Source organism: Streptomyces sp. NPDC028305, assembly GCF_055569495.1.
Genome location: NZ_JBVHTN010000009.1, coordinates 482,032 through 507,252, shown reverse-complemented (window position 1 = coordinate 507,252; position 25,221 = coordinate 482,032). Strand labels below are relative to the sequence as shown.

Genomic DNA, 25,221 nt, shown 5'->3' with positions numbered 1-25,221 from the left:
GTCAGGGATAGGCTGAAGAGGTGCTGCGTGCCGACTGTGTCAGTGGGCCGTCGTCTTGCTGGAGCCGACTGGATGCTCGGCGTCGGGCTCTGACGGTTCGGCGTCAGGTTTGACGGCGACCGCGGACGCGTCCGCGCGGCGGCGCTGGAAGCGCTGTTGGCTCTGGTCGAGGATGACCGCGACGATGATGACGGCCCCCTTGATGAGCATCTGCCAGAACGTAGAGATGCCGAGGATGACGAGGCCGTCGGCGAGGAAGCCGATGACGAACGCCCCGACAAGGGTTCCGCGTACGGTGCCTCGGCCGCCGGACAGCGCGGCCCCGCCGATGACGACTGCGGCGATGGCGTTGAGTTCGAAGGTCTCGCCCGCCTGCGGTGCGGCGGAGGTGAGTTCGGAGGCGATGATGAGGCCGGACACCGCGGCGCAGGCGCCGGAGATCACATAGACGATGAGTTTGACGCGCTTGACGGGAACACCGCTGAGCTCGGTAGCGCGCTCGTTGCCGCCGGTGGCGTAGAGCCAGCGGCCGAAGGGGGTCGAGCGCAGCAGTACGGCGACGACCACTGCCAGCACAATCATGATCCAGATTGCGACGGGGAGTCCCAGCGGGCGGCCCTGGCCCAGCCAGTCGAAGCCGGTGTTATGGGTGCTGGGGTTGCCTGCAAGATCCGGGTAGGTGGCACCATCAGAGATCAGCAGAGCGGTGGCCCGGGCCACGTAGAGCATGCCGAGGGTGGCAATGAAGGGCGCCACGTTCAGACGGGTGATCAGGATGCCGTTGACGGTGCCGACCAGTGCGCCCACCGCAGTGCACAACACGATGACGGCCCAGACCTGTGGGTAGGCCACAACGTCCAGCAGGCTCAGGTGCAGCCCTTGGAGGAGTTCTCCGGCGATCACCCCGGACAGGCCGACGGTTGATCCGACGGAGAGGTCGATGCCGCCCTTGAGGATGACCAGGAGCATGCCGAGCGCGAGGATCGCGTTGATGGCGACGTGCTTGGTCATCGTGATGACGTTGTCGACGGTGAGGAAGGAGTCGGACAACAGGCTGAAGATGACGATCAGGACTCCGAGGGCTATGAAAGCGCGGAGTTCGAAGATCGAGTCGACGGTCTTGAGGCGCCGGGCCCGCGCCGCAGCTGCACGGCGCTGCTGGAGCACCACTTCGTGGTCCTTGGTCGGGGTGTCACTCATCATGTGCCTTCTCGGTGGTGTCGGCGCCGTCGGCCAGGCTCATCAGGCGGTCCCGGGTGATGTCACCGGCCTTGAGGTCGGCGACCAGCCGTCCACGGACCAGGACCAGGAGGCGATCGGGTATGTGCAGTGCCTCTTCGGCCTCGGATGTGGTGAAGAGCACAGCAAGGCCGCGCTCGGCCTGCTGGGCCATCAGCTTGAAGACGTCGGCTTTTGCGCCGACGTCCACGCCCCGGGACGGCTCGTCGAGGAGCAGGACTCGGGGGCCGGTCATCAGTGCTTTTCCGATGACGACCTTCTGCTGGTTGCCTCCGCTGAGGGACCCGACGGGCGCGCGGGGACCGGCGGTCTTGACCGTAACGTCAGCGATCATCGCGGTGACGGCATCGTCCTCGGCGCGGCGATTGAGCAGCAGCTTGCGGACGAATCGGGTGACCGAGGCCAGTGACAGGTTCTGGCCGACGGACATGGTCTGGACGAGGCCGTCGCGCTGGCGGTCCTCGGGGACGAGGGCCAGTCCGGCGCGGATGCGCTCGCGGACGCTCGCAGGGAGAGGGTCGCCGTGCAGGCGGATCTCCCCGGAGGCGGCGGGGAGCCGCCCGGCCAGGCATTCCAGGAGTTCGGTGCGGCCGCTGCCCATGAGGCCGTAGATGCCTACGGTCTCACCGGCGTGAACGGTGAGGGTCAGGGCGTTCACAGCCAGCCGTCCGGGGACGGCGGGGTCAGCGACGGAGAGTTCGGTGAGCTCCAGGGCGGCAGGTCCCAGGGCGGGATTGCGTTCGGGGAAGAGGTCGTCCTGGTTGCGGCCGACCATCTTGCGCACGATCCACCCCAGGTCGACATCGTCGGCCCGTGCGGTGGCCACCATCGTGCCGTCGCGCAGAACAGCGACGTCATCAGCGATGGAGAGAGCTTCCTCCAGGTGGTGCGAGATGTACACGATCGCTACACCCTCGGCCTTGAGCTCGCGGATCACGTGGAAGAGGATCTCCACCTCCGGAGCGCTGAGCGCGGAGGTTGGCTCATCCATGATCAGGACACGCGCGTTCTGGAGCAGAGCGCGGGCGATTTCCACCAACTGCTGTTGTCCCAGTCGCAGTTCGCCTACCAAGGTCTCCGGGCTCAGTTGCTTGTCGAGCCTGCCCAGCACCCCCTGTGCCCGTTCGCGCTGGACGCTTCGGTGGATCAGGGTGCCGCCGTGGCGGGTGTGTTCACGGCCGAGAAAGAGGTTGTCCTGGATGCTCAGATTGGGACACAGGCTGAGCTCTTGATGGATGATGGAGATGCCCTGGTCGGAAGCCTCACGGGCACTTGCGAACTCCACTGCTGTGCCGTCGAGTTCGATGTGCCCGGTACTGGGCGACTCGACGGCGCTGAGGATCTTCATCAGGGTCGACTTGCCAGCGCCGTTCTCGCCGAACAGCACGGTGGTGCGGCCCGCCGAGATGTCCAGGGAGACGCCTTTGAGTGCCTGGGTGCCGCCGTACACCTTGGTGATCTCCGCAGCGCGCAGGACGGGTGGGGCCGGTGCCTGGGTCTCGGCGGTCATGATGCCGCCTCGATGGAGACGGGGGTGATGGTCAGCACGTCGGCGGTCAGCGGGGTCACGGCTCCGACGACTGTGATCTTCTTGCCGCGAACCGCCGCTGCGTCGAAGGACTTCAGAACCTTCGCTTTCATCCGGGTATTCAGGGCGGTCGCGGCATCGGCGTACTCGACCTGATTGGTGAACTGGCCGAAGCTGACCAGGCCGGACGCATCTCGCAACGATGTGCCGTTGATGGCCGGGCCGATCTGCACGGACAGGCGCGCCTTGTCCAGACCGGGCACCGTCACCTGCATCAGACCGCTCTTCACGGCACCCGCGGTTCCAGTGAGTGTCACGGCGTAGGTGTAGGGGCCCGTGCCCGCGCGGTGCCCGTACTGTTTGCCGGCTGCTTCCGGGTCTGCGTCGATGGCCCGGTGGAGCTTGACGACGTCGACGGCGTTCTTCTTGATCGCCGGCACGATCTTCGGCTCGAACGTTGCGGCCGCGTACTTCGCGGGGTCGAATTTTGGTTTGCTGCCGGCCCTGGGCTCGCTGTCGGAGCGGTAAGTCGTCGTGGCTGCGATGGCAATAAGCAGGAGCGTGAGTGCGATGAGGGAACCGCGGCCCAAGGTAAACAGGCCCGGGCGAACCACCGTGCTCCTTTCCTCCTGCGTCACATCAGTTGTCGTCATGGTGTCCTTCGCTTTCCACGTGTCCCGAGGTGGCGAGCGGCTGTGAGGCGCTGATGCCAGTGCCCCACCGCACTGCGGCGCTCTGCGTCGTTCCAGGTAGGCATGAATGTCTGCAGGCCGCTGTCAGCGCGCTCTTCCAGGTCAGCGGCCGTCCACAGGCCGAGCCCGAGTCCTGCCAGATGCGCGGCGCCAACGGCGGACAGCTCGTGATATCGGGTGCGCGCCACGGTGACACCATTGACATCGGCTTGAAGTTGCATCAGTGTGTCGCTTCGGCTCAGACCGCCATCGGCGACGACCTGCCGCAGACCGGGCAGGGCTGCCAGGGCGTCGCCGACCTGGAAAGCGACCGATTCCAGGCAGGCGCGTGCCAGTTGGGCTCGCCCGGTTCCCAGGCTGAATCCGGCCAGGAGGGGGACGGCTTGGGCGTCCCACCAGGGTGCCCCGATGCCACCGAAGGCCGGCACCAATGTCACGTCGCCTGCATCAGTGTCGGCCGCGAGCCGGATGAGTTGTTCTGTCTCAGTACCGAGCAAGTCCGCCAGCCAGGTCAAGGTGCGTCCGGTGGAGCGGATGTTGGCCTCATGTGCATAGGAGGGTTGACCGGTGGACCAGGCGATGGTGCTGCACACGCCGTCGGCTTGTTCGGGCGAGTCGGCGATCGTCATGACGGAGGAGCCGGTGCCGTAGGTAGTCTTCACGGTGCCCGGCCGCCAGCCGGCGTGGGCGAACAGGGCGGCGTGCGAGTCACCCATGACGGCCAGCACCGGGGTGCCGTCGGTCAGTGGCGCGAGCCCTCGCAGCGCCCCGAAAGGGCCGGTGGAGGGGACGATCCGGCTCAACGCTGCCCGGGGGATGTCGAACCAGCCGAGCAGGTCGTCGTCCCAGTCGCCGGTGGCAAGACTGAGCAGTTGGGTCCGTGAGGCGTTGCCGATCTCTGTGACCAGCTCTCCGGTGAGCGCGTGCAGCAGATAGGCGTCCACAGTGCCCAGGTGGAGCGTACCGGCCGCGCTGCGTGCACGGGCGGGGTCATGGCTGTCGAGCAGGGCCGCCATCTTCAGAGCGGAGAACATCGGATCGAGCGGGAGCCCCGTCCGGCGACGGATCTCCTCGCTGACGCCTGCGGCGGTGAGCCGGGCCGCACGTTCCCCTCCCCGCTGGTCCTGCCAACTGACCAGCGGGGCGACTGGCTTGGCGGTCGCGGAGTCCCACAGCACGACCGATTCACGCTGGGTGCTCAGGGCGATCCCAGCCACGCTGCGCGGGTCGACGTCCCGCATGCAGTGGGCAACGGCGGTGCGCACACTGTCCAGGAGCGCTGTCGCGTCCTGTTCCACCAGACCGGGACCTGGGTGGGACTGCGGCAGGGCCGCTTGGCCGCGGGAGACGATGTCGCCCGCGGCATCCAGGAGCAGGGTCTTGGTGGAGCTGGTGCCCTGGTCGATGGCGAGAACGTGCGGCTTCATCACACCCGTCCCAGAACCTCACGGGCGGTGCCGGCGATACCGTCGGCGGTCAGACCGAAGTGGTCGAGCAAAAACGCCGCGCTGCCGGTCGGGGCGAAGGCGGGCACGCCCACCATGCGTACCGCGACCGGGTGGCTTTCTGCCACGACCTTGGCCACGGCCGCCCCCAGACCGCCGGAGAGCAGCCCCTCTTCCGCGGTGACGATGGCCCCGGTCTCACGCGCGGCAGCCACAACAGCGTCCACGTCGAGCGGCTCCACGAAGGTCATGTTGAGGACGCGAGCGGAGATGCCGTCCTTGCCGAGAAGGTCTGCTGCCTCCAGCGCGCGCGAGACCATCGTGCCCACCGCGATCAGGGTGACATCCGTGCCCTGGGTGAGGCGCACGGCTCGGCCGGCTTCGAAAGCCGCGTCGTCGGGGGTGATTGCCGGCACCTTGAACCGGGGCACGCGGATGTAGGTCGGCCGGCCCGATGCGGCCGCCCAGCGCACAGCGCTGCGGGTCTGCGCCGGGTCTGCGGGCACGATGATCTCCAGGCCCGGGATGGCGCGCATCCAGGAAAGATCCTCGATGGAATGGTGTGTGGGGCCCAGCTCGCCGTAGGCCATACCGGGGCTCTGGCCGCACAGGACGACGTGCCGGTGGGTGTAAGCGATATCGGCCTTGATCTGCTCCAGGGCGCGGCCGGTGAGGAAGGGCGCGGCAGCAGACGCGAACGGGATGAACCCGGCGTTGGCGAGGCCGGCTGAGACGCCTACCAGGTCTTGTTCGGCGATGCCCACGTTGACCAGGCGGGTGGGGAACTCCTCGCGAAACTTGACGAGGTTACTGGAGCCCACCGAGTCGTTGCACACGGCCACGATCCGCTCGTCGGTGCGCGCCAGCGCGGCGAGCTCGTCGGCGAAGTCGACCCTGCAGTCGAACGTGGGGGCGGGGGCAGGGGCGGCCACGGTGCTCATCGGTTCAGCTCCTCGAGCGCACGACGTACCTGGTCGTCGGTGGGCACCTTGTGATGCCATTCGACGCGGTCTTCCATGAACGACACACCCTTGCCCTTGGTGGTGTTGGCGATCACGGCGACGGGGCGCCCTGTGGTGGAGGGCGCGTACGCCTCCTTGATCGCCTGGTGGTCGTGGCCGTCGATGACGCGGACTTCCCATCCGAAGCTCGCCCACTTCGCGTCCAGCGGCTCGAGGGACTTGGTGTCCTCGGTGCGGGCGCCTTGCTGCAGCCGGTTTCGGTCCACCACGGCGGTCAGGTTGGCCAGTCCGTAGTGGGCGGCCGTCATCGCGGCTTCCCAGTTGCTGCCTTCCTGGAGTTCGCCGTCGCCGAGCACCACGATCGTCCGCCAGGTCTCACCGCGCAGCGTCGCGCCGAGCGCGCAGCCGGTGGCGACGGGGAAGCCATGGCCGAGCGGGCCGGTGTTGGTCTCCACGCCGGGAACCTTCAGTCGGGCGGGGTGGCCGTTGAGCGGCGACAGCGGGCCCATGAACTCGTTCAGCCGGGTTCGGGGGAAGAATCCGCAGGAGGCCAGCGTGGAGTACAGAGCTGCGGCGCAGTGCCCCTTGCTGAGAACGAATCGGTCGCGTCGAGGGTTGTCTGGTTCGGTGGGGTGCATATGCAGCGTGCCCCACATGGCGGTCACCAGCAGATCGGTAACGGAGAGGTCACCGCCCACATGTCCCATACCGGCGGCCTGGATGGTGGTGAGGATGTCGCGCCGTACGGATGTCGAGATCTCGGCGAGTTCGGCCGCCGCCTCGGCGGGTGCCGCGGTGCGCAGTCGTGCGCTGCGCTGGTGGTAGGCGCGGGCAGCGCTCTCGTCGACCTGCAGCGGCGCGGCGGTGTCCGGGGTAGCGGTCACGCGGACTCACTTTCTGCGAGGGCGCGAAAGAGCGCGCGCTTCGCCAGGCGCTGCGCCTTGAGGGCGTCCTGCGCCGCTTGCGCTGTGGCAAGTTCCTCTCGATCGAGGTAGGCGAGGGCCTGATGGAAGGCGCGCATCGTGCGGATGCCGGTGCGGGCGGCCTCGACCGGGTCCTCGCGGAAGGGAAACTGGTCGAGCTGCCAGACCCCTTGCCAGCCGGCGTCGTGCAGGGCGAAGAAGAACTCGAAGGTCTCCAGCAGGTGGACGGAGCCGACGACCATGTCGTCGTCCCAGCCGCGAAAGTTGTCGTTGACGTCGATCGCGAACAGCTTGTCGCGGGCGATCGCCAGCCGGGCGGCTTCGGCCGGCGTTTCACCGCCGTACAGGGAGTGTCCGAAGTCCAGCAGGACTCCTACGTTGTCCACCCCCATGTCCTGGATCGCGAGCAGGGTGCGGGCGGCGGAGGAGAAGACCATCCGGTTCCGCGGCTCGCGCGGCTTGTACTCGATCGCGAACTTCAGGTCGGGGTGGCCCTGGGCGAGTTCACGCAGCGCGTCGACCGACTTCGACCACAGGTCGCTGTAGTCGGCCTGGAAGGGGTAGTCGTAGCCGTCCTGTCCGGGCCAGATCTTGATGTAGTCCACGCCCAGTTCACGGCCGACCTCGGCCGAGGCGGCGACCAGATCGATGGCCTGGCGGCGAACGGCGGGATCGGGGTTGGTGAAGCCGCCCTTGGCGAACTTGCCGGTATAGAACTCCGGCGTCACGGCGATGGCCCTGAGGTTCTGCTCGGCCAGGGCCGCACGTACCTCGGTGGTGCTGATGTCGCCCGGCGGGAAGGGCCAGTTCAGGTCGAGAACAGACAGGTCACCGACCGCGCCGGCCAGCTTGATTGCGTCCAGGATGGTGCGCGGTTCGCCGTACCCGTCCGTGGCATACCGGTCGACGTAGGTCGCGAAGTGCCAGACTCCGGCGCCATAGACCGGCTCCTCCCGACCCGACTCCCGAATTTCTATGCGTTGTTGAGTCGACATGCGGGACAAGTTACGAACGCGAGTCCAGCGCGTCAACCCCTCTACCGCAAGGACGACTACAGAGTTTCTGCCGGCCCTTCCTGCCACCCGCAAGCCTCTTGAGCGACTTGCGTCCGACCCGTTGACAGGGTCGCGCGCCCCTCCCAGAATTCTGGCCTGTCAACTCAAGCATGAATAGACATGCGTAACGCGTCGTCAGACAACCACCCACGCCCGACCGGGCCGGAGGAGGCAACAGGGCGCAATCCAACGGAATGCCCCAGCGAGCGGACCACCCCGGCCAACACCGCGAACTGCGGTGCACCATGGGCCGTGCGCGCCCTGAGCACGCACATCAAGTAAGAGCACACAGCGTCAGGCCAACGCGGCACCACGCGGTAAGCGTCGTGTATGCGACAGCCACGCCACCGGCCAGGCGGCGCCGCTGGATGCGTCCACGCAATCAGCTCGAATCCAGGAAGACACGGGCGCTGCGGCAAGTTGGCTGCCACACAAATCTCAACACCGCCAAACTCACCGTTGCCACCCACACAGCCACCGAGGCGATCACCGGCCTCAAAGAACGCGAACGATGACGCCTCAACAACAGCGTCCGTTACGCCTCGCCAGGGGCGGTCCCCTCTGCGCCACCGCCCGAGGCAAGGCGGCGCCGGCGACCCTCCATCGACACCTCACCCAGCAGACACGCCGGCAGGCGCCGCACGACATCCGCCGAGAGGTCCTGCACCTCCCGCCGGAATCCACCGGACCCGCGGCGCCCGCACCTCCAACAAGGGAGACACATGTACGCACGTGCCTCAAGCCCCCGCCGACGTCGAAGGCTTGCCATGGCGACCTTGGTCGCCCTCACCGCTGCCGTCCTGCCGGCCGCAGCGCAGGCAGCACCCAACGTTTCCGCCAGCACGCTCTCCACGACAACGGGTTCGGGTCATCAGCAAAAGCCTCGTGTCATCCTGACGACAGATGGCGAGGTCGACGACATGGACTCGTTCATCCGCTACCTCTACTACGCCAACGAATTCGACACCGCCGGCATCGTCCTGACCAGCTCCCGCTTCCACTGGGCAGGCGACGGCGACACGGTGAAGCCGTACCGCTGGACCGGAACGAAGTGGGTCAACGACTACATCGACCGATACGCCAAGATCTACCCCAACCTCCGCAAGCACGCGGCCGGCTACCCCTCCCCCGACCACCTGCGTTCGCTGTACAAGATCGGCAACATCGCGAACGTCAGCGATACGGCCGCCCCCACCGCAGGATCCGATCTGATCAAGAAGGCCATCCTCGACAACAAGCCTGGGCCGCTGTACGTGCAGGCCTGGGGCGGACTCAATACCGTCGCCCGAGCGCTCAAGTCGATCGAGGCAGAGTACTCGGGTACCAAGAAGTGGGACGCCATCCAGCGCAAGGTCAACAGCAAGCTGGTGCTCTACAACATCCTCGAGCAAGACGCCACGCTGAAGGACTACATCAAGCCCAGCTGGCCGGGCGTGAAAGTCATCGACAACCAGTCCCAGTTCTGGAGCTTCGCCTACGCCTGGAAGCCAACCGTCCCGCAGCCCTTCCAGTACACCCTTCGCTCCTCCTATATGGAGGACAACTTCCTCAACGGCCACGGCCCGCTGCTGAAACAGTACCGCACCTACCGAGACGGCAACCCGACTCCCGGGGACGATGAGAACCTGCGCTGGCGGCCGGAGGCCAGCGAGGAGAACGAAAACGCCGGCTACGACGTCCACGACTTCATCTCCGAAGGGGACTCCCCCGCGTTCCTGCACCTACTGGAATTCAACGGGCTGCGGTCGTCGGAAGACCCGACGTTCGGCGGCTGGGGCGGTCGCTTCACACCGAACGCCTCAGGCTGGGGGGACACCTCTGACGCCAACCCCTACACGGGAAACCAGACGGACCGCAGCTACCCCCAGACCCGCTGGGTCGAGGACATCCAGAACGACTTCGCGGCTCGGGCCGACTGGGGTCGCGCCTCCTCTTATGCCGATGCGAATCACGCCCCCAAAGCTTCTGTGAAGCAGGGCACGAACCTCAAGGCCAAGCCGGGGTCCAAGGTCGCCCTGCGGGGCATCGCCAGTGACCCCGACGGGGACCGTGTGTCGTACAAGTGGTGGCAGTACACCGACGCCGACACCTATCCCGGCGAGGTGCCCCTGAACCACACCGACCGGCCCAACGTCGCCTTCACCGTGCCCGCGGATGCGACGCCGGGGTCCACCATCCATCTCATCCTCGAGGTCAGGGACGACGGCAGTCCTGCTCTCAAGCACTACCAACGCGTCGTCGTAACCGTTACCGGCTAGATGTATTGACCCGGAGCGTTGTCTACGCGGCTGATGGGTGGCCGGCCGCCGAGTGTGGTGTGGCATCGGTGGTGGTTGTAGGCGCGGAGGAAGCCTGTCAGGGCGGCGGTGCGCTCGTCGTTGCTGGTGTAGGGCCGTAGGTAGGCCCACTCGTCGAGCAGGGTGCGGGGTAGGGCCGGCCGAGCGGCGAGGTCCCTGCTGGGCAGGGCCTTTTCCGCTCGGCCTCCCTCCGAACCGGACGGGCCCGATTTCCGAGCATCCGGCTCTCCAGTGACTACTGTATGATCGTCGTGTCCGGCTTCCCGGTGTGGACGCGCTCGTGTCAGGCGCCGCAGACCACGAGGGCCTTGCGCCGACGCTCGGCCATGGCTTTTCACCCAGTCGGGGGATGGCCCGGCCACTCGGCTGAGGTCGTTGAGTGACCGGATGTGGTGAACCTCCGCCTCACCAGTCCGCTCGCAGATCTCGCCCGCCCGCAGGGTGAGACGGACGCCGCCGCTCTGTACAGGAATCGACGGGCGTGCTGCATCGGTGCCCCGAGTGCCCGCCCGATCAAGCTGAACGACTGCCCCTCGCGCCAGCGTCTCCAGATCTCATCCTGCTGAACTGGCGAAAACCCGTAGTCACGCACCCGTGCCTCCACGATCACATGATCATCCGAAGGTGGTGCGTTGATCACTTGAGAGTGCCATCGAATGACGACAGGCGTGGCGAGCGTCCAATGAATTTGGACTTTTCAGAACCTGACGACACAGCGGATCCAATGAGGTCCGATGGCGATTGGATGCCTGTGGCTTCAAGGAGACGGCAGCCGGACTGATCGCCCTATAACGCGGTGGGCCAAGCTCTTGGCCTGTTACACGGAATCTCAGTCGTCACGCACAGTGGTGTCACCACACAAGTTGAGCCAGAGCCTTTCAGGGGGACACCCGCGCTGTTCTGCCAGCGGCAGAACAGCAGCCCGACCGGGCTTGACGATCACTACAGTCCAGTCTCATGACGACGATTACGACGCGTACGGTCGAGTACCCGGCCGACGGTTTGACGATGATCGGGCACCTCGCGCTCCCGGCCAGTGTCGACCGCCGACCCGCGGTGCTGCTCGGACCAGAGGGCATGGGGCTCAGCGACGTCGAGCGCCGCCGGGCCGATGCTCTCGCCGAGCTGGGATATGTAGCGCTGGCCTTCGACCTTCATGGCGGGCGCTATTTGGGTGACCCCGAGGAGATGCTGGCCCGTTGCCTGCCGCTGCTCGCTGATCCCGAGCGGATGCGGGGCATCGGCCATGCGGCGCTCGACGTGTTGCGCACCGAACCGCGGACCGACCCCGACCGGATCGCCGCCGTCGGTTACGGCACCGGGGGCGCCATCGGGCTGGAACTCGGGCGTGATGGCGTCAGCCTGCGCGCGATCGGGACAGTCAACGCACTGACCACGGGCCGACCGGGCGAGGCGGCGCGCATCCGCTGCCCGGTGTGGGCCGGGGTCGGGTCGGAAGACCCGATCATGCCGCCCGCGCAACGGAACGCGTTCACCGCTGAGATGCAGGCCGCGGGCGTCGACTGGCGCCTCGCGGTCTACGGCGGCGCCTTGCACGCCTTCCACCACCCGCCGGTCGACCACCCCGCAGTCCCCGGCGTCGGCTACCACCCACGGCACGCGCAGCGCGCCTGGCGCGACGTCGTCGACCTGCTCGCCGAGTGCTTGCCCGTGACGGAGGATCTGGGGCATGACCCAGGTAAGCATGCTGGCTTCGGGCACTGACAGTCCACTCCCCTCAAGTCCGCACAGCAGAAACGCATTCGGGCGGTTACTCGATCGCGGAGACGTATGCACAACTACCTTAGTAAATACCGGATTTACTGCGGCAGAGCCCCTACCGTGATCACCGCGACCTGCGGCGGACCAATCCGGCCGCCGGGGCGAGGTGTACGCATTTACTGCGGCAGTACTGGAAGGGCGGGACGGCGTGACGATCGAACCGGTGACCGAACTCGGGAGCGGGGGCGCACTTCGGTTGCCGCACGCTCGGGTCGTGCCCCTGTCCGCCCCGCCGTCGTCGTACACCGCGGCGGTCGAGCGGTACCTCACCAGCGCGGGCATCGCGAAGTCCTCCGCCCGGATCTACCGGATCTCGTTGACGACCTGGGGGTGGATGCTCGCCGGGGCACCGGCGCCAACCGGACCCGCTCGCCGAGGCGCGAAACCGCCCGTCTTCCCCGTCACTGCGATCGACGACCCCGCGCTGCCGGAGGTGCTCGCCGAGCTGGCGGCGGCGCGGGCGGACGAGATGGACGCCGAAACCGTCAACCGGGAGCTGTCCATCGCGCGCAAGGCGATCGGCTGGTGGCAGCGCCAGGGCTGGATCGAGTGCGATCCGACGATCGGCATCGAGCGGCGGCCGGCACCGCCCGACCGCACCAAGGCTCTCGCGGAGAACCAGATCACCGCCCTGTGGCGCCTCGACGTCGCACTGCGGGAGAAGACGCAGTGGAAGATGCTCTATGAGTCCGCCGCACGGGGCGACGAGGTGCTGTGCCTCAACGTGGAAGACCTTTGCCCGCAGGACAAGCGCGGCAGGATCACCGCCAAGGGCGGCGCGACCGAGTGGATTCACTGGCAGTCCGGCACCGCCCAGCTCCTGCCCCGCCTCTTCGCCCGCCGCACCCGCGGCCCGCTGTTCCTCACCGACCGCAAGGCCCCGGCCGGAACACCGACGCTCGACGTGTGCCCGGAGACCGGCCGGGCCCGGCTCTCCTACCGCCGCGCTGAGGAGATCTTCGAGGAGAACACCCGGCTGCTGGCCAACCCCCTCGCCTCACCCGACGACATCGAGGGCCTGGACGGCTGGACGCTTCACCGGCTACGTCACAGTGCCCTCACGCACGACGCGGAAGACGGCACCTCCACCCCGATGCTGCTGGCCCGCTCCCGCCACGCCTCCGTCCGCTCCCTGGAGCGATACGCACGGCCCGGCGTCGACTCGGTCGCTCGGCACGTCGCCGAACGAGACCCCGCTGCACGTCGCCGCACGTAAAGCCGAGCGGATCAAGGCTTCAAGATCATCCCGTTGCCCCTTTGGCGCGCATCTCGGTCACACCCCTACGACCTGTTCCGCCGCTGGCAGCGGAACGGCACCTGGGAGCGGATCTTCACCGAACTGCAGGCCCGGGCCGACGCGAAGGACCTGATCACCTGGGACCTCAACGTCGACTCCACCATCGTCCGTGCGCACCAGCACGCTGCCGGGGCGCGAAAAAGGGGGGGATCTACAGAAGGAGCCGGCCCGGCGGCGTCGCCGCCGAGCCGGTCGACCATGGCCTCGGACGCTCGCGCGGTGACCTGACCACCAAGCTGCACCTGGCCGTCGAGCAGCGGCAAAAGCCCATGTCGATCGTCATCACCGCAGGGCGACCCGATTGACTACCGCGAGCGGCACGCGGTCGAGTGCGGTATTAACCGCCTCAAAAGACACCGGGCCGTAGCCACGCGGTATGACAAGCCAGCGGTCCGCTACGAGGCGACCGTCCTTGTCGCGGCCATCAACGAGTGGCTGTGACCAGCACATTCGATCCACGGCTAATGGGGGGGCGACTCGTCGGCGAGCTGGTTGCTGCGGTCGATCTCCGGCATGTGCGTCTCGGCCCAGACCCGCAGGGCGGAGAGCGGGATTTCGAGGGACAGGCCGAGCTCGGTGAGCCGGTAGTGGACGGCGGGCGGCACGGTGGGTTCCACGCGGCGCGCGACCAGGCCATCGCGGACCAGGCTGTGCAGGGTGACGGACAGCATCTTCTGTGAGATGCCCGGGATATGGCGCCGCAGTTCCGCGAAACGGAGCTCACCCGGAGCCTCCTCGGCCAGCACCTTGACCGCCATCGACGTCCACTTGGTGCCGATACGGTCGAGCAACTGGCGGGTCGGGCAGCGCGGATCCAGCAGGTCCCCGCGCTCACCGGGTCGCTGGTCACGTCCGCCGGGCCTCGACGTGGTCACCTGGGGCTCACCACCTGAAGGGAAAGTGCCGTCTTGGGCAGACCAGAGTAGTTCCCTAGCGTGACCTAGTCACCATCACTCACCAAGCACCTGGAGTCCCTCCATGCCCGAGCTGCGACGCGTCCTCGCCAACGGTGTCGAACTGAACGTCGCCCTCTCCGGATCGGGCCCGGCTGTCCTGCTGCTGCACGGCTTCCCGCACACCTGGGAGCTGTGGACGGACGTCATGGCCGATCTGTCCGGCCGCTACCGCGTCATCGCGCCGGACCTGCGCGGGTTCGGCGCGAGCAGCCGGGCCGCCTCCGGGTACGACGCGGGCACCCTGGCCGAGGACGCCGCGGCGCTTCTCACCACGCTCGACGTATCCTCGGCCGCGGCGGTGGGCATCGACGCGGGCACCGCGCCGGCCTTCCTCCTCGCCCTGCGCCGCCCTGGTCTCGTCCGGCGCCTGGTCGTCATGGAGTCCCTTCTGGGCAGGCTGCCTGGCGCCGAGGACTTCCTCGCCGACGGGCCGCCTTGGTGGTTCGGCTTCCACTCCGCCGCGCCCAGCCTTGCCGAGACCGTGTTGGAGGGCCACGAGGCCGCCTACGTCGACTGGTTTCTGAGCGCCGGCACGCTCGGCGACGGTGTGCGCCCCGCCCTCCGGGACGCATTCGTCCGCGCATACACCGGCCGCCAGGCGTTGAGCTGCGCGTTCTCGTACTACCGGGCCCTGCCCGAGAGCGCAGTACAGATCGAGCAGGCGGTCGCCACTGCCCGCCTGACGGTGCCAACGATGGCGCTGGGCGCCCGGCCCGTCGGTCCTGCGCTGGAACGCCAGCTCCGCCCGGTCACCGACGATCTCACCGGACACGTCATCGAAGACTGCGGCCACATCATCCCGCTGCACCGGCCGCACGCCCTGCTCACGCTGCTGCATCCGTTCCTGGCCGGTGAGGACGCGAAAGCGGCGTGACCGGGGTGGGGCTGACATTCGATACACGCCCTGGATCCGGCGGAGATCACGGGCGGAGCCAGAGTCGGATCGAAGCGACGATGACGGTGCCGTGGAAGATGTAGCCACGCTTGTCGAACCTCGTGGCCACGGCCCGGGAGTTTCGAAGGCCACGTCCACGCGCTGCGGACCTTGGGCGGGGTCCCGCGGAGCAAGGTCCGCTACGACACCATCATCGAAACCGGCACCGACTCCTACCGCCTCGCCTCCACCCGGGCACGAGCCGAGGAGTCCGCCAAGACCGGCTGACCCAGAGAGCTGCCTGCCTCGATTGCCAGCCGCCCTCGCAGGCGGCAGGCAATCCCATATTCGCGGTGCTACCGCCCAGGCACTTCCGGTCCAGGCCGCGCTCGGCCGCCGCGTTGTGTCAATGGACCTCAAGAGTCGAGCACGGCGGCGACGGCCTCAATCTCGACGAGCTGGTCCTTATAGCCGAGGACAGTGACGCCCATCAAGGTGCTGGGGACGTCGTGGTCAGCGAACGAGTCCCGGACCACCTCCCAGGCAGACACCAGGTCCTCCCGCCGGGCCGATGCGACGAGAACCCTTGTACTGATGACGTCCTGGAGTGACGCGCCGGCGGCAGCGAGAGCAGCCCGCATGTTCTCGACGGCCTTCAGCGCCTGACCCGCGTAGTCCCCGATCGCTGCCGTCGAGCCGTCGTCGTTCAGGGGACACGCCCCGGCGAGGAAGATCAGGCGGGAGTCGGCGGGCGCCGTAGCTGCGTAAGCGTACTCGGCGACGTCGGACAGGGAGGCGGAGCGGATCAGAGTGATGGCACGAGCCACGGTCGTCGGGTCCTTTCCCATCGAGTGTTGAGCGTGGACATCCTGCCAACGGCCCGTTGGCACCCGCCTCCCTTTTCCTCGCCGCGCCCACGGCAACGCCGTCATTTCTGGTCGACACTCGTGGACCCGGTGATCATCAACTGACTCCGGAACCCGTCGAGAAACGCTGTTCCTAGAGATCAACGAAGCCACTGTGACGGTCGCCGAGTTCGCGGAAGAGATTAGCGGCCTGGGTGTGAGCGTCGATGGCCTCACTGAACCGGCGCGGCAGCGAGCCGCCGCCGGAGACTGGGCTGCCTACGCCGCTGATGTGAGCCAACGAAGCAAGGAGGATCCGGCCCCATGATCCCGCCCACTACCGACCAACCAGCGAACCGCAAGCAGCCCACGGCTACCGGACCGAGCACGAGCCAGGAGATCTACCTCATCACCGGAATCCCCGCGGCGGGCAAATCGACGATCGCCCAACTGCTGGCCGAGCGGCTCCCGAGGTCAGTGCACGTGCGCGGAGATCTGTTCCGGCGCATGGTGGTCAACAGCCGAGCCGAGATGACTGCCGACCCGTCCGAGGAAGCAGTACGACCGGCTGCGTCATCAGCTGACCGCACAGACCATCGACAGCTACTTCGACAACGGCTTCACCGTCGTTGCCCAGGATGTCATCCTCGGAGAAAACCTTGCCAGGATGATCGCGCAGATCCGCAGCCGCCCTCTCCACGTGATCGCCTTTACCCCACACCCGGACGCCATCGCCACACGCGACACCGCCAGATCCAAGACCGCCTACGACGCGTGGACCATCGGCCCCCTCGATCACGCTCTGCGGCAGGAGACACCTCGCCTCGGACTTTGGATCGACACCTCCGAACAGACCCCCACCCAGACCGTCGACGAGATCCTCGCCAGAGCCCCGGGAGAGGCACGAATCGAGCTCCGCAACACGTGATCCGCCAGGCATTCGGACACTTCCAATGCCCGACTCCACCGTTATGCGTGTCCTCGGACTTCCGCACCCGCACCCTGCGGCGACTTCTGGACTCCACCATCGCCGCCGCCCTTCAGACCCGGACCGGGAGGCAATCATGAAACGCAAGGTCGGCTACACCTGGCGGCTTCGCGAGGTCATGGCCCAGCACCAGATCTTCACGGCCACCGAACTGGTGCCGCTGTTGCGCGAACGAGGCATCGACCTGTCCGCTTCCCAGGTGCACCGCCTGGTCTCCGGCACCCCCGAACGCCTGTCGTTGCAGGTCAGGACAGGAGGTCGGCGATGAGCTCGGCGAACTCGCCGGGCGAGACGATGCGGATGCCGAGGTCTTCGGCCTTGGCGCGTTTGGCGCCGGCGCCCTCTCCGGCGACCAGGAGGGAGGTGCGCTTGGAGACGCTGGAGGAAGACCTGCCGCCGGCCTGTTCGATGAGTTCGTTCATCTGGTTGCGGCCGAGCTGTTCCAGCGGACCGGTCATGGTGCCGGTGACGACCACCGTCATGCCATGGAGCGGGACTGCCGTCTCGGCGGTAAGGGCCGCGCCGTTGCCGGCAGGTGGAGTGGCGCCGGGTTCGTTCGTGTTCACTCCGGCGGCGATGAGTTTGTCGATGACGGGTGCGAGCTGGGCCAGCTCGGCGACAATCACGGGTGCTTTCTCGATTCCGATGCCGTCGACCTGCTGCATCGCATCCGCGTCAGCGGCCCGGACCGCCTCCATGGTGGCGAAGTGGCGCGCGATGCGGCGGGACATCGACCGGCCGGTGCCGCGCACACTCAGCGCGCACAGTACCCGCGACAGCGGCCGGGTCTTGGCCTGCTCGATCGCGGCCAGGAGGTTGTCGGCGCTGGTGGGGCCCATCCGTTCCAACGTCAGGAGCGCATCGCGGGTGAGGGAGAACAGGTCGGCGAAGTCGCTGATGAGGCCCGCGTCAGTGAGCTGGACGACTCGGGTCAGGCCGAGGCCCTCGATGTCGAGCTGGTCTCGGCCGACCGCGTAGGAGACGGAGGCGACCAGGTGGCAGTCGCGTCCGCGTTCGCACCGCCAGCGCTGCTCGGAGGCATCGATGCCGGATCCGCACTGCGGGCAGGTCTCGGGGAACGCGATGGGCTGCTCGGCCCCGGTGCGCAGGTGGGCGACGGGGGCTTCGACGCGCGGGATGATGTCGCCGGCCTTGTAGACCATGACCTGGTCGCCGATGCGCAGATCGCGGCGGGTGATGTCGGAGGGGTTGTGGAGGGTGGCGTAGGTGATGACGGAGCCGTCGATCTCGACCGGTTCCAAAACGGCGCGGGGAGCGATGATGCCGGTGCGGCCCACGTTCCATTCCACGTCCAGCAGTCGGGTGATCTTCTCTACCGCGGGAAGTTTCCAGGCGATGGCCCAGCGAGGCGCCCGGGATCCGGATCCGGCGGCCTGCCGGTCGGCGGCCAGGTCGGCCTTGATGACGATGCCGTCGATACCGAACGGCAGGTCGGCCCGCAGGCCCGCGAGCTCCTCGACGCGGTCCTGGACGGCCATCACGGAGGTGACGGTGCGGCCGGGCACCTCAGTGGCTGCCGCCGTTTGCACACCCCAGCCGACTATGCAGGCCATCACCTCGCTGTGAGAGGAGCCGGTCAGACGCTCCGCGAGCCCAGTGTCCGTGGTGGGCAGAGGCAGGCAGCCGTAGCCGAAGAACGTCATCTCCAGCCGGTACGCACGGTCTCTCGCCCGCAGCGTGCCCGCCGCGGCGTTGCGCGGGTTCGCGAACGGCTCCCCACCATGCTGGGCACGCACCGCGAGCGCCGTCTCGAACTGGACCGAGGTCATCAGCACCTCGCCGCGCACCTCCACCGTGACCGGCTCGGCCAGCTGACCGGGCAGGCCGCTCAGAGTGCCGATCGCGTGCGAGACGTCTTCCCCGGCTGTCCCGTTGCCGCGAGTGATCAGCTGCACCAGTCGGCCGTCGCGATAGCGCGCGGCTATCGCAAGGCCATCCAGCTTCGGCTCCACGCTCCACGCCTGAACCGGCCGGCGGATTCTCCGTTCCAGCGAGGCGGCCCAGGTGGTGAACTGCTCGCGGGAGAAGACGTTGTCCAGACTCAACATGGGCTGAGTGTGTGGCACATCCCCCTGCCCAACGCCTCCGGCCACCTTCCCCGTCGGCGACCCGGGCACGATCTGCTCCGGGTGGTCCGTCTCCCAGGCGGTGATCGCCCGTATCAGCCGGTCGTACGCGTCGTCGTCCAGCGCACTGTCCCCACCCCCGTAGTAGGCAGCCGCAGCCTTCACCGCGGACTCGACCGCTTGCACGTACCCAGTGTTATCGGCAATCACAGCATCAGTGATGGTCATGACCGCCATCGTGACTGCCACCACTGACAACGCTGCGAAAGCCGCAGCCGAAATGGCCGCCACCAGATGCGCCGAGCTCAGCCGCAGATCACCGGACTCAGCCAGGAGGTCGCCCGTGCTGTTCAGCGCGGTCCGTGCGCCATACGTGCAGTCGCAGCGCGAGCGGCGCACGCCAGGGCGTCTGTACGGGCCGTTCGTTCTACGGCTGGTTGCAGGCCGCGGTGTTCTCGCGGATGGCTTCGGCAACGGACCGCGCATATCCACGAAGGGACGGAGGCTGCCGTTAGGCCGCAACCGGACTGTTCCTCCAGAGCCTGGGCACGATGGCGTAGGACGGCACCATGCGGGACACCGCCGACAGCGCAGCGAAATGCGTGGCGTTTCTGATGACGACAGCCAGAAAGGGAGCGCGGTGATTAGGGTCCCCGGCGTTCGCGTCTGAGCACCAGTCCGGCGAACGCGGCGATGCTGGCGCCGAAGACACTAGTTGCGCAGGCCGGGGCATCGTGGTCGACCAGGTAATTCGTCAGCCAGAAGACGCCAGTGATACCTGTGGCCGCCAGCACGGCGCCGAAGACCCGGAAACCTACCTCCACTCGGTCCAGCCAGCGCCGGTGTTTGTAGTCGCTCGCCCTGCACCTGCTCCAGTCCAGTCTCGTGCATGTCAACACCCTGCTGCTTCAGCAGGTCCTCACCGAACCGGCCCGGGCGAAGAAGCTCACCGAGGAGGCCCGGCGCGGGCTGACCGCCTTGTTCTGGTCGAACATCAACTCGTACGGCACCTTCCGCCTCGATATGGACAAGCGGCTCGATCTGACGCCCATGGCCATTCCCCACCCCCCCCCGGCAGGCGGTGGACCGCATGGCACAGGCGGCGCGATCGACGCCGTAGGCGTCAAGGCATCGCAGGTGGCAGGTATAGCGGGCCTTCGAGATTGAATGGGGTCTGACCGCGTATCAGGGTCCTTGGGGGAAGTGATCTTGTCCGGGTTCATCCGGTGAGGCCGAGGCCGGTCAGGGATCGGCGGTAGTCGCGGGCGGTGTGGCGGAGGGCTGCGGCGATGTTTCGGTGGCCGTTTTGGCGGTGGAGGCCGATCGCGAGATTGCTGAGGCTGGCCATCATGCGGGGCAGACCGACGGTGCGGACCTTGAAGGCGTCCTCACAGCCTGCTGGGCTCGGACCGCTGCCTGGTGCCCTCGTTGACCAGGCGCTACACGCGCTGTGGTGTTCGGCCAGCAAGCTCACCCGGCCGTTCCGGTACCTCCAGCGCAGATCAGGCGGGGCACTTGGACGGGGGTGGTGTCCGGGCTGGTCGCTACGGTGTCGGCATGCGTACAGCGGAGCTCTTCGACAGCGGTGAACTGGCAACGATTTTACGGGAGGATCAGGACAAAGTCGGGTATGCGGTGCAGTCCGCGGCATACGACGATCGTCTGGATGTGCTCGAGTTCGTCCTGCGGCACGAGCCGTTGCAGTTCGATCTCGATGCCGCGTTGTCGACGGCGACCGAGCGTCGAGGGAGTGCGGCGTTCGTGCAGGCGCTCCTGGCCGCTGGGGCTCGGCCGACACCGGGGTGGCAGAGGTTCCCGCTGTGGGCCGCGGCGACAGCGGGGGATGTGGATACCGTGCGGCTGCTCCTGGAAGCCGGCGCGGACCCGAACGCGCGCACGGACGACCGGGACAGCCCGGACGGCTGCCGCCTCCCGCTGGTCGGCGCCATCCGCGCCGACGCGCACGCCGCGGTCGCGGCCCTGCTCGACGGAGGCGCTGACCCGAATGTGCTGACCGACGCTCTGCGTCGCCCGCTCGACGTCGCCCTGGAGACGGGCGACACCGCGACAGCGGAGCTGCTGTGCGCCCGGGGGGCTACGGTCTTCGCACCTGAAGAGGCTGACCTGGTCCAGGCGACACGGCGGGGCTTCCTCGCCCGGGTGCGGGAACTGCTGCCGACGCAGGAGCCGGCCGCACAGGGCCGCGCGCTGATCGTCGCCGTACAGGAGCGGCAAGTCGATGTCGCGGTGGTGGTCTTGGACCGTGGTGAGGTCGGGTCGAACGACCTGGGGGTGGCGCTGGGCCAGGCGATCGCTTTCGACGTGCCTGCGGTGGTACCGCACCTGATCGCCGCCGGGGTCAACATGGATGCACCCGACAACTACTACCGCACACCGCCGATCGTCCTGGCCGCCGACCGCGGGCGTGTCCAGGTGGTGCGCGACCTGCTCGACGCCGGGGCTGACATCCAAGCCCGCGACGAGGACGGCCGCAACGCACTCGCAGCGGCTCGGCAGCAGGGCCGCACTGAGGTCGAGCGGCTGCTGCGCACCGCCGGTGCGAACGCGCGGACGCCACAGGAGATCGCACGGGCGGTGAAGGCCAAGCTCGCCCATGTCGCCCGCCTCGCATGGAGCCCGCTCATCGGCGCCACAGACGGGGACGGCGAACCGGGCGCCTCGCGGTTCGGCGGCCTGCCCTGGCTGGGTGCGGATGAGCCGTGGCCTGGCTGCGCCGACTGCGTGGCCCCGCTGACGTTCTTCGTGCAACTCGACCTCGCGGGCGCGCCCAAGCAGGCGCGGGATCTGGGCACGGGGTTGTTGCAGTTGTTCCACTGCACCGCGTGCAACCCGTACCACGCCTTCTCGGGTGGCCACCTGGTTCGGGTCGTCGACGCGGCCGGCGAAGCGTCGTCGCCGACACCGCCCGACGGTGTCCGAGTGTTCCCGGAGCGGCCGATTGCCGGGTGGGCGCGTGCGGTCAGGGACTATCCGTACCGTGAGGCAGACGAGTCGGAACTGCTCCCGGAGGAACGTGCCGCCGTGTTCGGGCTCAACCGTCAGGGCGACAAGCTGGGAGGATGGCCGAACTGGGTCCAGGACCCCGGGTACCCGAACTGCCCCCGCGGGGACCGCCGCATGACGCAGCCGATCCTCCAGATCGACTCCGGACGCGGGGTGCCTCATGTGTGGGGCGACAACGGTGCGGGCTACATCGTGCAGTGCCCCACGCACCGCGACCAGGTCGCCTTCCTGTGGCAGTCGGCGTGACCGCAGCGCCCGGTCGAGGCGAAATTTGACCCAGGAAGGAAGACCGGGGGGCGTTTCATAGGTGGTCGCTCATGAAACGCCCCGCCGCGCAGTGCTCGACCTGCGGCGATCATGTTTCGTGAGTTGTTGCAAGAGACTGGGCGCCTGAAACACCCTCACGAATCAGGGCGTTCCTGGTGGCAGCGGGGTTGAGGGGGTCCCCCCGATGACCGAGACACTCATGATCCGTTCCAACCGGTTCAGGAGCGTCGCAGACAGTTCCGCACGGGCGGTATCAACATCGCCCAGTGCGCGATTGAGGGTTTCGGTCCGTCTGGCCTCCAGCGGAGGAATATTCTCTCCGAATCCCACCTGCCGGATCACTTCCGAGCGTATGAGGTCGGTCAGGCGGTTGAGAGCCTCCAGGACACGGAACTCGCCATTGTCGGGGACGGGAAAGGGAGCCCCGTAGTTGGTCTGGCTGACCCAGATGCCGTCGTGCAGGGCGTGGTCGAGGGCGGATTGCGAGGCGTCGCGGCAGATGGTTACCGCTTCGTCGAAGGCGGCATGGGTCACGGGAAGCCCCAGCCCGAGTGAGGTGATGGTCTGCGCCAGGTGATTGCGCCAGGCGCGGGTGGTGTTTCGCATGAGGATGACGCGCGTGATCTCGGCTTCTCTACGAGTCCGCGCTGCGGTTTCGCGGGCATCCTCGCGGGCGGCTTGCGCAACCCTCCAAGGGCCCCAATAGGCGGCGGCCGCGGTGATGAGGGCCCCACCGAGTGCACCCAGTAATCCGTAGATTGCCTCCGACACGAACTTGCTCCCCCTTCAGGGCGATGCGCTTGCGCGACTGCCTCGTGCCTGCCTGTCGCAATGGTCACACGGTGAGTGAACCGCCACTAGCCCATCAACCTGAGCGTGCTTCGCGCGTGCTGGACAGGGCGAGGTGCCCCAGACCCACTCAGTCCCCGGAGCGTCCACGGACACGCCCATGAGTGCAATCAGCCCGCTGCCACCACCCGCGAAGCCCGCCGGGCCTCGCACTTCCCACCGAGTTCACGTACCAGCAGCGACCCGAGAGCGGATGTGCCGGCACAGGTAGTCCGCTTCTTTCTCCAGCCTCTGGGTGATCTCCTTTTCGATCTCCCGGACCTGCCCCTGGAGGGTCTCGTCCTCCAGATGGGTCTCGTAGCAGCTGTTCAAAGCGGTGCGCGCCGCGTCGTCCGGGCTCGCGTCTTTGCCGCCGAACGCCAGCAGCCGCGGCAGCTGTGTCTCGAGGTCCTTCGGCAGCGGCTGTCACTCGTCGATCTGCGGGACCATCGTGGTTGGCGCGCCGAGGTCGAGCCGGTTGGCGATCCGCCCGGCGGTGACGTTGGCGAGCATCCCGGGGGCGTGTGTGGTGAGCGCTGCCAGCAGGTCTTCCTTGAGCGTGCCGGACGGGGTGAGGCCGTACTCGGCGACCGGTTCGGTCAGGTCCTTCTTCTTGAGCTGGCCCAGGCGCTGTATTGCGCCAGTTAGCGTCCGGGCGAGGAGATGCTGAGCCTCTCCGCCTGAGGGGCGGAACGCCGCATCCCGGTGAAGCCGGGCGCTGCGCCGGCACAGGGTTCGGCGAGCGTCTTGACCAGCGCGAACCGAAAAATGCACGTTTCCGCGCACTGCGGCTGTGAGCCGAGGTTATGGACAGGGCTTGTTCTTGTCCGTTGTCCATGGCTGAACGGGCTTGAGGTCCTGCCTGCCCGGGGCTTGGAGCTTGTGATCGGCTCAGAGGCTGCCGGGGCGGACCAGGCCGGTCCTCTTCACTCCGGTGAGGATGGGTGTGACCTCAAGGGTGGTGATGTGTTCGAGGGCGCCGATGGTACTTCACCATCACCGCAGGCCAGGCAGGTGATGCACCCTTCGAGACGGTGATGTCCCGCATCCGCGTGCCCCGCGCTGGCCCTGGCAGGCCCCAGACCCGGCCCCTGGCCGTTCTGGCCGACCGCGCGTATTCCTCACGTGCCATCCGCATCCACCTGGGGCGCCGGGGCATCCGTGCGCTCCTCCCACAGCCGTCCGCCCAAGCCAGCCACCGTCTGCGACGAGGCCGACTCGGTGGCCGCCCGCCCGGCTTCGACAGCGAGGCATACAAGCAGCGGAACACCGTCGAGCGGTGCATCAACCGCCTCAAAGCAGTGGCACAGCCTGGCCACACGAACCGACAAACCCGCGATCGCCTACCAGGCCGCACTCCACCTCGCGAGCATCGTCATCTGGACCCGACGCTGACCAAAGAGACAGAACCTAGGAGCGCGTCTCAGTAACCATGCGGGTTGATGGCGGCTTCTAGGTTGTTCAGGGTTGGCGGCGGGCTCGGAGCTCACGTACTCTGCGCGGGTGAGTGAGATCTTGACCTACGTCGAGATGACGTCGTGTGACCAGCTCAAACCGGCCGTTTCCGTGCCCAGCCTGGCTCTGGAGCCGCTGGACCGCGATTCATCGCTGATCACCGACCTTCAAGCCCGTATCGGCGCACCTTACGGCTGGGAGAGCGCCAGCCGCTCCGCCGAGGAGTGGGAGGCCTGGTTCGCCGGGTGCCCGGCCAGGAGATTCTGGCTGCTGTCGTTCGGCGGCAAGCCGGCGGGCATGGTCAACTACGACCTGCATCCTTCTCGCGAGATCGAGATTGAGACCTTCGGTCTTCTGCCGGAGTTCATCGGCAAAAGGTTGGGCGGTTTCGCGCTGACTCTCGCAGTACGACAAGCGTGGGAACTGCTGCCGTCGGCAACGCGTGTCTGGCTGCACACCTCGTCACTGGACCACCCCGCTGCGTTGCCCAACTATCACCGTCGAGGCTTTCGCACTTTCAAGATCGAGGAAGGCGATCGAAAGCCATTGCCGTACGGCGTCAGCTGACGCTGGTGGTCGATTCGCGCTCGGTCCCGGCGATTTGGCCGGACAGAAGCCGGCCAGCGCCCTGCGCGCATATCTCGGGCTCGACCACCTGCTGTCGCCGGTGCCCGATC

The 25,221-nt window shown here is 67.5% G+C and carries 24 protein-coding genes and 5 pseudogenes; 12 read left to right on the top strand and 17 right to left on the bottom strand.

Features of this window, described 5'->3' with window-relative positions; genetic code table 11:
• Positions 1 to 39: 39 nt before the first annotated feature.
• The 7 genes from ACZ4WQ_RS37465 to ACZ4WQ_RS37435 are packed head-to-tail and all read right to left on the bottom strand — an operon-like array spanning position 40 to position 7,820.
• Positions 40 to 1,200 carry an ABC transporter permease gene (locus ACZ4WQ_RS37465; RefSeq protein ID WP_385337923.1) on the bottom strand — a complete coding sequence of 387 codons (1,161 nt, stop codon included), beginning with the start codon at positions 1,198 to 1,200 and terminating at the stop codon, positions 40 to 42.
• Positions 1,193 to 2,749: a sugar ABC transporter ATP-binding protein gene (locus ACZ4WQ_RS37460; RefSeq protein ID WP_398375200.1), complete on the bottom strand. Its 1,557-nt coding sequence runs from the start codon at positions 2,747 to 2,749 to the stop codon at positions 1,193 to 1,195. The genes ACZ4WQ_RS37465 and ACZ4WQ_RS37460 overlap by 8 nt, the downstream gene beginning before the upstream one ends.
• Positions 2,746 to 3,420 carry a DUF2291 family protein gene (locus tag ACZ4WQ_RS37455; RefSeq protein ID WP_398375198.1) on the bottom strand — a complete coding sequence of 225 codons (675 nt, stop codon included), beginning with the start codon at positions 3,418 to 3,420 and terminating at the stop codon, positions 2,746 to 2,748. The genes ACZ4WQ_RS37460 and ACZ4WQ_RS37455 overlap by 4 nt, the downstream gene beginning before the upstream one ends.
• Positions 3,417 to 4,886, bottom strand: coding sequence for an FGGY family carbohydrate kinase (locus ACZ4WQ_RS37450; protein ID WP_398375196.1), 1,470 nt, complete (start codon positions 4,884 to 4,886; stop codon positions 3,417 to 3,419). Before ACZ4WQ_RS37450 ends, ACZ4WQ_RS37455 begins: the two co-directional genes overlap by 4 nt.
• Positions 4,886 to 5,845: a transketolase family protein gene (locus ACZ4WQ_RS37445; protein WP_398375195.1), complete on the bottom strand. Its 960-nt coding sequence runs from the start codon at positions 5,843 to 5,845 to the stop codon at positions 4,886 to 4,888. The genes ACZ4WQ_RS37450 and ACZ4WQ_RS37445 overlap by 1 nt, the downstream gene beginning before the upstream one ends.
• On the bottom strand, positions 5,842 to 6,750 hold the full coding sequence (locus tag ACZ4WQ_RS37440) for a transketolase (protein ID WP_358842852.1): 909 nt from the start codon (positions 6,748 to 6,750) through the stop codon (positions 5,842 to 5,844). The genes ACZ4WQ_RS37445 and ACZ4WQ_RS37440 overlap by 4 nt, the downstream gene beginning before the upstream one ends.
• Positions 6,747 to 7,820, bottom strand: coding sequence for a TIM barrel protein (locus ACZ4WQ_RS37435; protein WP_468022745.1), 1,074 nt, complete (start codon positions 7,818 to 7,820; stop codon positions 6,747 to 6,749). The genes ACZ4WQ_RS37440 and ACZ4WQ_RS37435 overlap by 4 nt, the downstream gene beginning before the upstream one ends.
• Before the next feature lie 791 nt (positions 7,821 to 8,611).
• Here ACZ4WQ_RS37435 and ACZ4WQ_RS37430 point away from each other — a divergent pair.
• On the top strand, positions 8,612 to 10,102 hold the full coding sequence (locus ACZ4WQ_RS37430; protein ID WP_385337939.1) for a DUF1593 domain-containing protein: 1,491 nt from the start codon (positions 8,612 to 8,614) through the stop codon (positions 10,100 to 10,102).
• Here the strand turns inward: ACZ4WQ_RS37430 and ACZ4WQ_RS37425 are convergent.
• Positions 10,099 to 10,275, bottom strand: a pseudogene (locus tag ACZ4WQ_RS37425) (integrase core domain-containing protein); the annotation flags it as partial. The gene ACZ4WQ_RS37430 and the pseudogene ACZ4WQ_RS37425 overlap by 4 nt on opposite strands.
• A gap of 306 nt (positions 10,276 to 10,581) precedes the next feature.
• A pseudogene (locus ACZ4WQ_RS37420) lies at positions 10,582 to 10,733 on the bottom strand (IS30 family transposase); the annotation flags it as partial.
• A gap of 365 nt (positions 10,734 to 11,098) precedes the next feature.
• Here ACZ4WQ_RS37420 and ACZ4WQ_RS37415 point away from each other — a divergent pair.
• The 3 genes from ACZ4WQ_RS37415 (at position 11,099) to ACZ4WQ_RS37405 (ending at position 13,448) form a co-directional block, all read left to right on the top strand.
• Positions 11,099 to 11,866, top strand: a complete 768-nt coding sequence (locus ACZ4WQ_RS37415) for a dienelactone hydrolase family protein (protein ID WP_398375193.1) — start codon at positions 11,099 to 11,101, stop codon at positions 11,864 to 11,866.
• Between the two features lie 271 nt (positions 11,867 to 12,137).
• The gene (locus tag ACZ4WQ_RS37410) at positions 12,138 to 13,139 is read left to right on the top strand and encodes a tyrosine-type recombinase/integrase (protein ID WP_398375191.1); all 1,002 of its coding nucleotides are present in this window, start codon (positions 12,138 to 12,140) and stop codon (positions 13,137 to 13,139) included.
• 33 nt (positions 13,140 to 13,172) lie between these two features.
• The gene (locus ACZ4WQ_RS37405) at positions 13,173 to 13,448 is read left to right on the top strand and encodes a hypothetical protein (RefSeq protein WP_398375190.1); all 276 of its coding nucleotides are present in this window, start codon (positions 13,173 to 13,175) and stop codon (positions 13,446 to 13,448) included.
• A gap of 233 nt (positions 13,449 to 13,681) precedes the next feature.
• Here the strand turns inward: ACZ4WQ_RS37405 and ACZ4WQ_RS37400 are convergent, their stop codons facing one another.
• Positions 13,682 to 14,095 carry a winged helix-turn-helix transcriptional regulator gene (locus tag ACZ4WQ_RS37400; protein WP_398375188.1) on the bottom strand — a complete coding sequence of 138 codons (414 nt, stop codon included), beginning with the start codon at positions 14,093 to 14,095 and terminating at the stop codon, positions 13,682 to 13,684.
• A gap of 103 nt (positions 14,096 to 14,198) precedes the next feature.
• On the opposite strand from ACZ4WQ_RS37400, the gene ACZ4WQ_RS37395 reads away from it, so the two are divergent.
• On the top strand, positions 14,199 to 15,050 hold the full coding sequence (locus ACZ4WQ_RS37395; protein WP_311730871.1) for an alpha/beta fold hydrolase: 852 nt from the start codon (positions 14,199 to 14,201) through the stop codon (positions 15,048 to 15,050).
• 46 nt (positions 15,051 to 15,096) lie between these two features.
• On the opposite strand, the pseudogene ACZ4WQ_RS37390 reads toward ACZ4WQ_RS37395, so the two are convergent.
• A pseudogene (locus tag ACZ4WQ_RS37390) lies at positions 15,097 to 15,198 on the bottom strand (IS5/IS1182 family transposase); the annotation flags it as partial.
• Between the two features lie 59 nt (positions 15,199 to 15,257).
• On the opposite strand from ACZ4WQ_RS37390, the pseudogene ACZ4WQ_RS37385 reads away from it, so the two are divergent.
• Positions 15,258 to 15,338 (top strand): annotated as a pseudogene (locus ACZ4WQ_RS37385) (ATPase); the annotation flags it as partial.
• 128 nt (positions 15,339 to 15,466) lie between these two features.
• On the opposite strand, the gene ACZ4WQ_RS37380 reads toward ACZ4WQ_RS37385, so the two are convergent.
• Positions 15,467 to 15,877: a RidA family protein gene (locus tag ACZ4WQ_RS37380; RefSeq protein ID WP_100568610.1), complete on the bottom strand. Its 411-nt coding sequence runs from the start codon at positions 15,875 to 15,877 to the stop codon at positions 15,467 to 15,469.
• A 685-nt stretch (positions 15,878 to 16,562) separates the two neighbouring features.
• Between ACZ4WQ_RS37380 and ACZ4WQ_RS37375 the strand changes: the two genes are divergently transcribed.
• Both ACZ4WQ_RS37375 and ACZ4WQ_RS37370 read left to right on the top strand, forming a co-directional pair.
• Positions 16,563 to 16,823 carry a hypothetical protein gene (locus ACZ4WQ_RS37375; protein WP_398375186.1) on the top strand — a complete coding sequence of 87 codons (261 nt, stop codon included), beginning with the start codon at positions 16,563 to 16,565 and terminating at the stop codon, positions 16,821 to 16,823.
• Between the two features lie 136 nt (positions 16,824 to 16,959).
• The gene (locus tag ACZ4WQ_RS37370) at positions 16,960 to 17,151 is read left to right on the top strand and encodes a helix-turn-helix domain-containing protein (protein WP_398375184.1); all 192 of its coding nucleotides are present in this window, start codon (positions 16,960 to 16,962) and stop codon (positions 17,149 to 17,151) included.
• Here ACZ4WQ_RS37370 and ligA read toward each other — a convergent pair.
• On the bottom strand, positions 17,129 to 19,207 hold the full coding sequence (gene ligA, locus ACZ4WQ_RS37365) for an NAD-dependent DNA ligase LigA (protein ID WP_398375225.1): 2,079 nt from the start codon (positions 19,205 to 19,207) through the stop codon (positions 17,129 to 17,131). The two genes, ACZ4WQ_RS37370 and ligA, sit on opposite strands and share 23 nt — an antisense overlap.
• 624 nt (positions 19,208 to 19,831) lie before the next feature.
• On the opposite strand from ligA, the gene ACZ4WQ_RS37360 reads away from it, so the two are divergent.
• A complete protein-coding gene (locus ACZ4WQ_RS37360) occupies positions 19,832 to 20,137 on the top strand; it encodes a Tn3 family transposase (protein ID WP_468022751.1) in 306 nt (101 codons plus the stop codon).
• A 52-nt stretch (positions 20,138 to 20,189) separates the two neighbouring features.
• On the opposite strand, the gene ACZ4WQ_RS37355 is transcribed toward ACZ4WQ_RS37360, so the two are convergent.
• Positions 20,190 to 20,321 (bottom strand): hypothetical protein, encoded by a 132-nt coding sequence (locus ACZ4WQ_RS37355; RefSeq protein WP_398375180.1) that lies wholly within the window; start codon positions 20,319 to 20,321, stop codon positions 20,190 to 20,192.
• Between the two features lie 164 nt (positions 20,322 to 20,485).
• Here ACZ4WQ_RS37355 and ACZ4WQ_RS37350 point away from each other — a divergent pair, with 164 nt between their 5' ends.
• Positions 20,486 to 22,240 carry an ankyrin repeat domain-containing protein gene (locus ACZ4WQ_RS37350; RefSeq protein ID WP_398375179.1) on the top strand — a complete coding sequence of 585 codons (1,755 nt, stop codon included), beginning with the start codon at positions 20,486 to 20,488 and terminating at the stop codon, positions 22,238 to 22,240.
• Between the two features lie 162 nt (positions 22,241 to 22,402).
• Here the strand turns inward: ACZ4WQ_RS37350 and ACZ4WQ_RS37345 are convergent, their stop codons facing one another.
• The 3 genes from ACZ4WQ_RS37345 to ACZ4WQ_RS37335 form a co-directional block, all read right to left on the bottom strand.
• A complete protein-coding gene (locus tag ACZ4WQ_RS37345) occupies positions 22,403 to 23,032 on the bottom strand; it encodes a hypothetical protein (RefSeq protein WP_398375178.1) in 630 nt (209 codons plus the stop codon).
• 243 nt (positions 23,033 to 23,275) lie between these two features.
• Complete coding sequence (locus tag ACZ4WQ_RS37340) at positions 23,276 to 23,422, bottom strand: hypothetical protein (RefSeq protein WP_311724163.1); 147 nt, start codon at positions 23,420 to 23,422, stop codon at positions 23,276 to 23,278.
• Positions 23,423 to 23,515: 93 nt separating this feature from the next.
• A complete protein-coding gene (locus ACZ4WQ_RS37335) occupies positions 23,516 to 23,875 on the bottom strand; it encodes a hypothetical protein (RefSeq protein WP_398375176.1) in 360 nt (119 codons plus the stop codon).
• 209 nt (positions 23,876 to 24,084) lie between these two features.
• Here ACZ4WQ_RS37335 and ACZ4WQ_RS37330 point away from each other — a divergent pair.
• Positions 24,085 to 24,484: pseudogene (locus tag ACZ4WQ_RS37330) on the top strand (transposase); the annotation flags it as partial.
• A gap of 108 nt (positions 24,485 to 24,592) precedes the next feature.
• The gene (locus tag ACZ4WQ_RS37325) at positions 24,593 to 25,111 is read left to right on the top strand and encodes a GNAT family N-acetyltransferase (protein ID WP_385338013.1); all 519 of its coding nucleotides are present in this window, start codon (positions 24,593 to 24,595) and stop codon (positions 25,109 to 25,111) included.
• Positions 25,112 to 25,221: the final 110 nt, after the last annotated feature.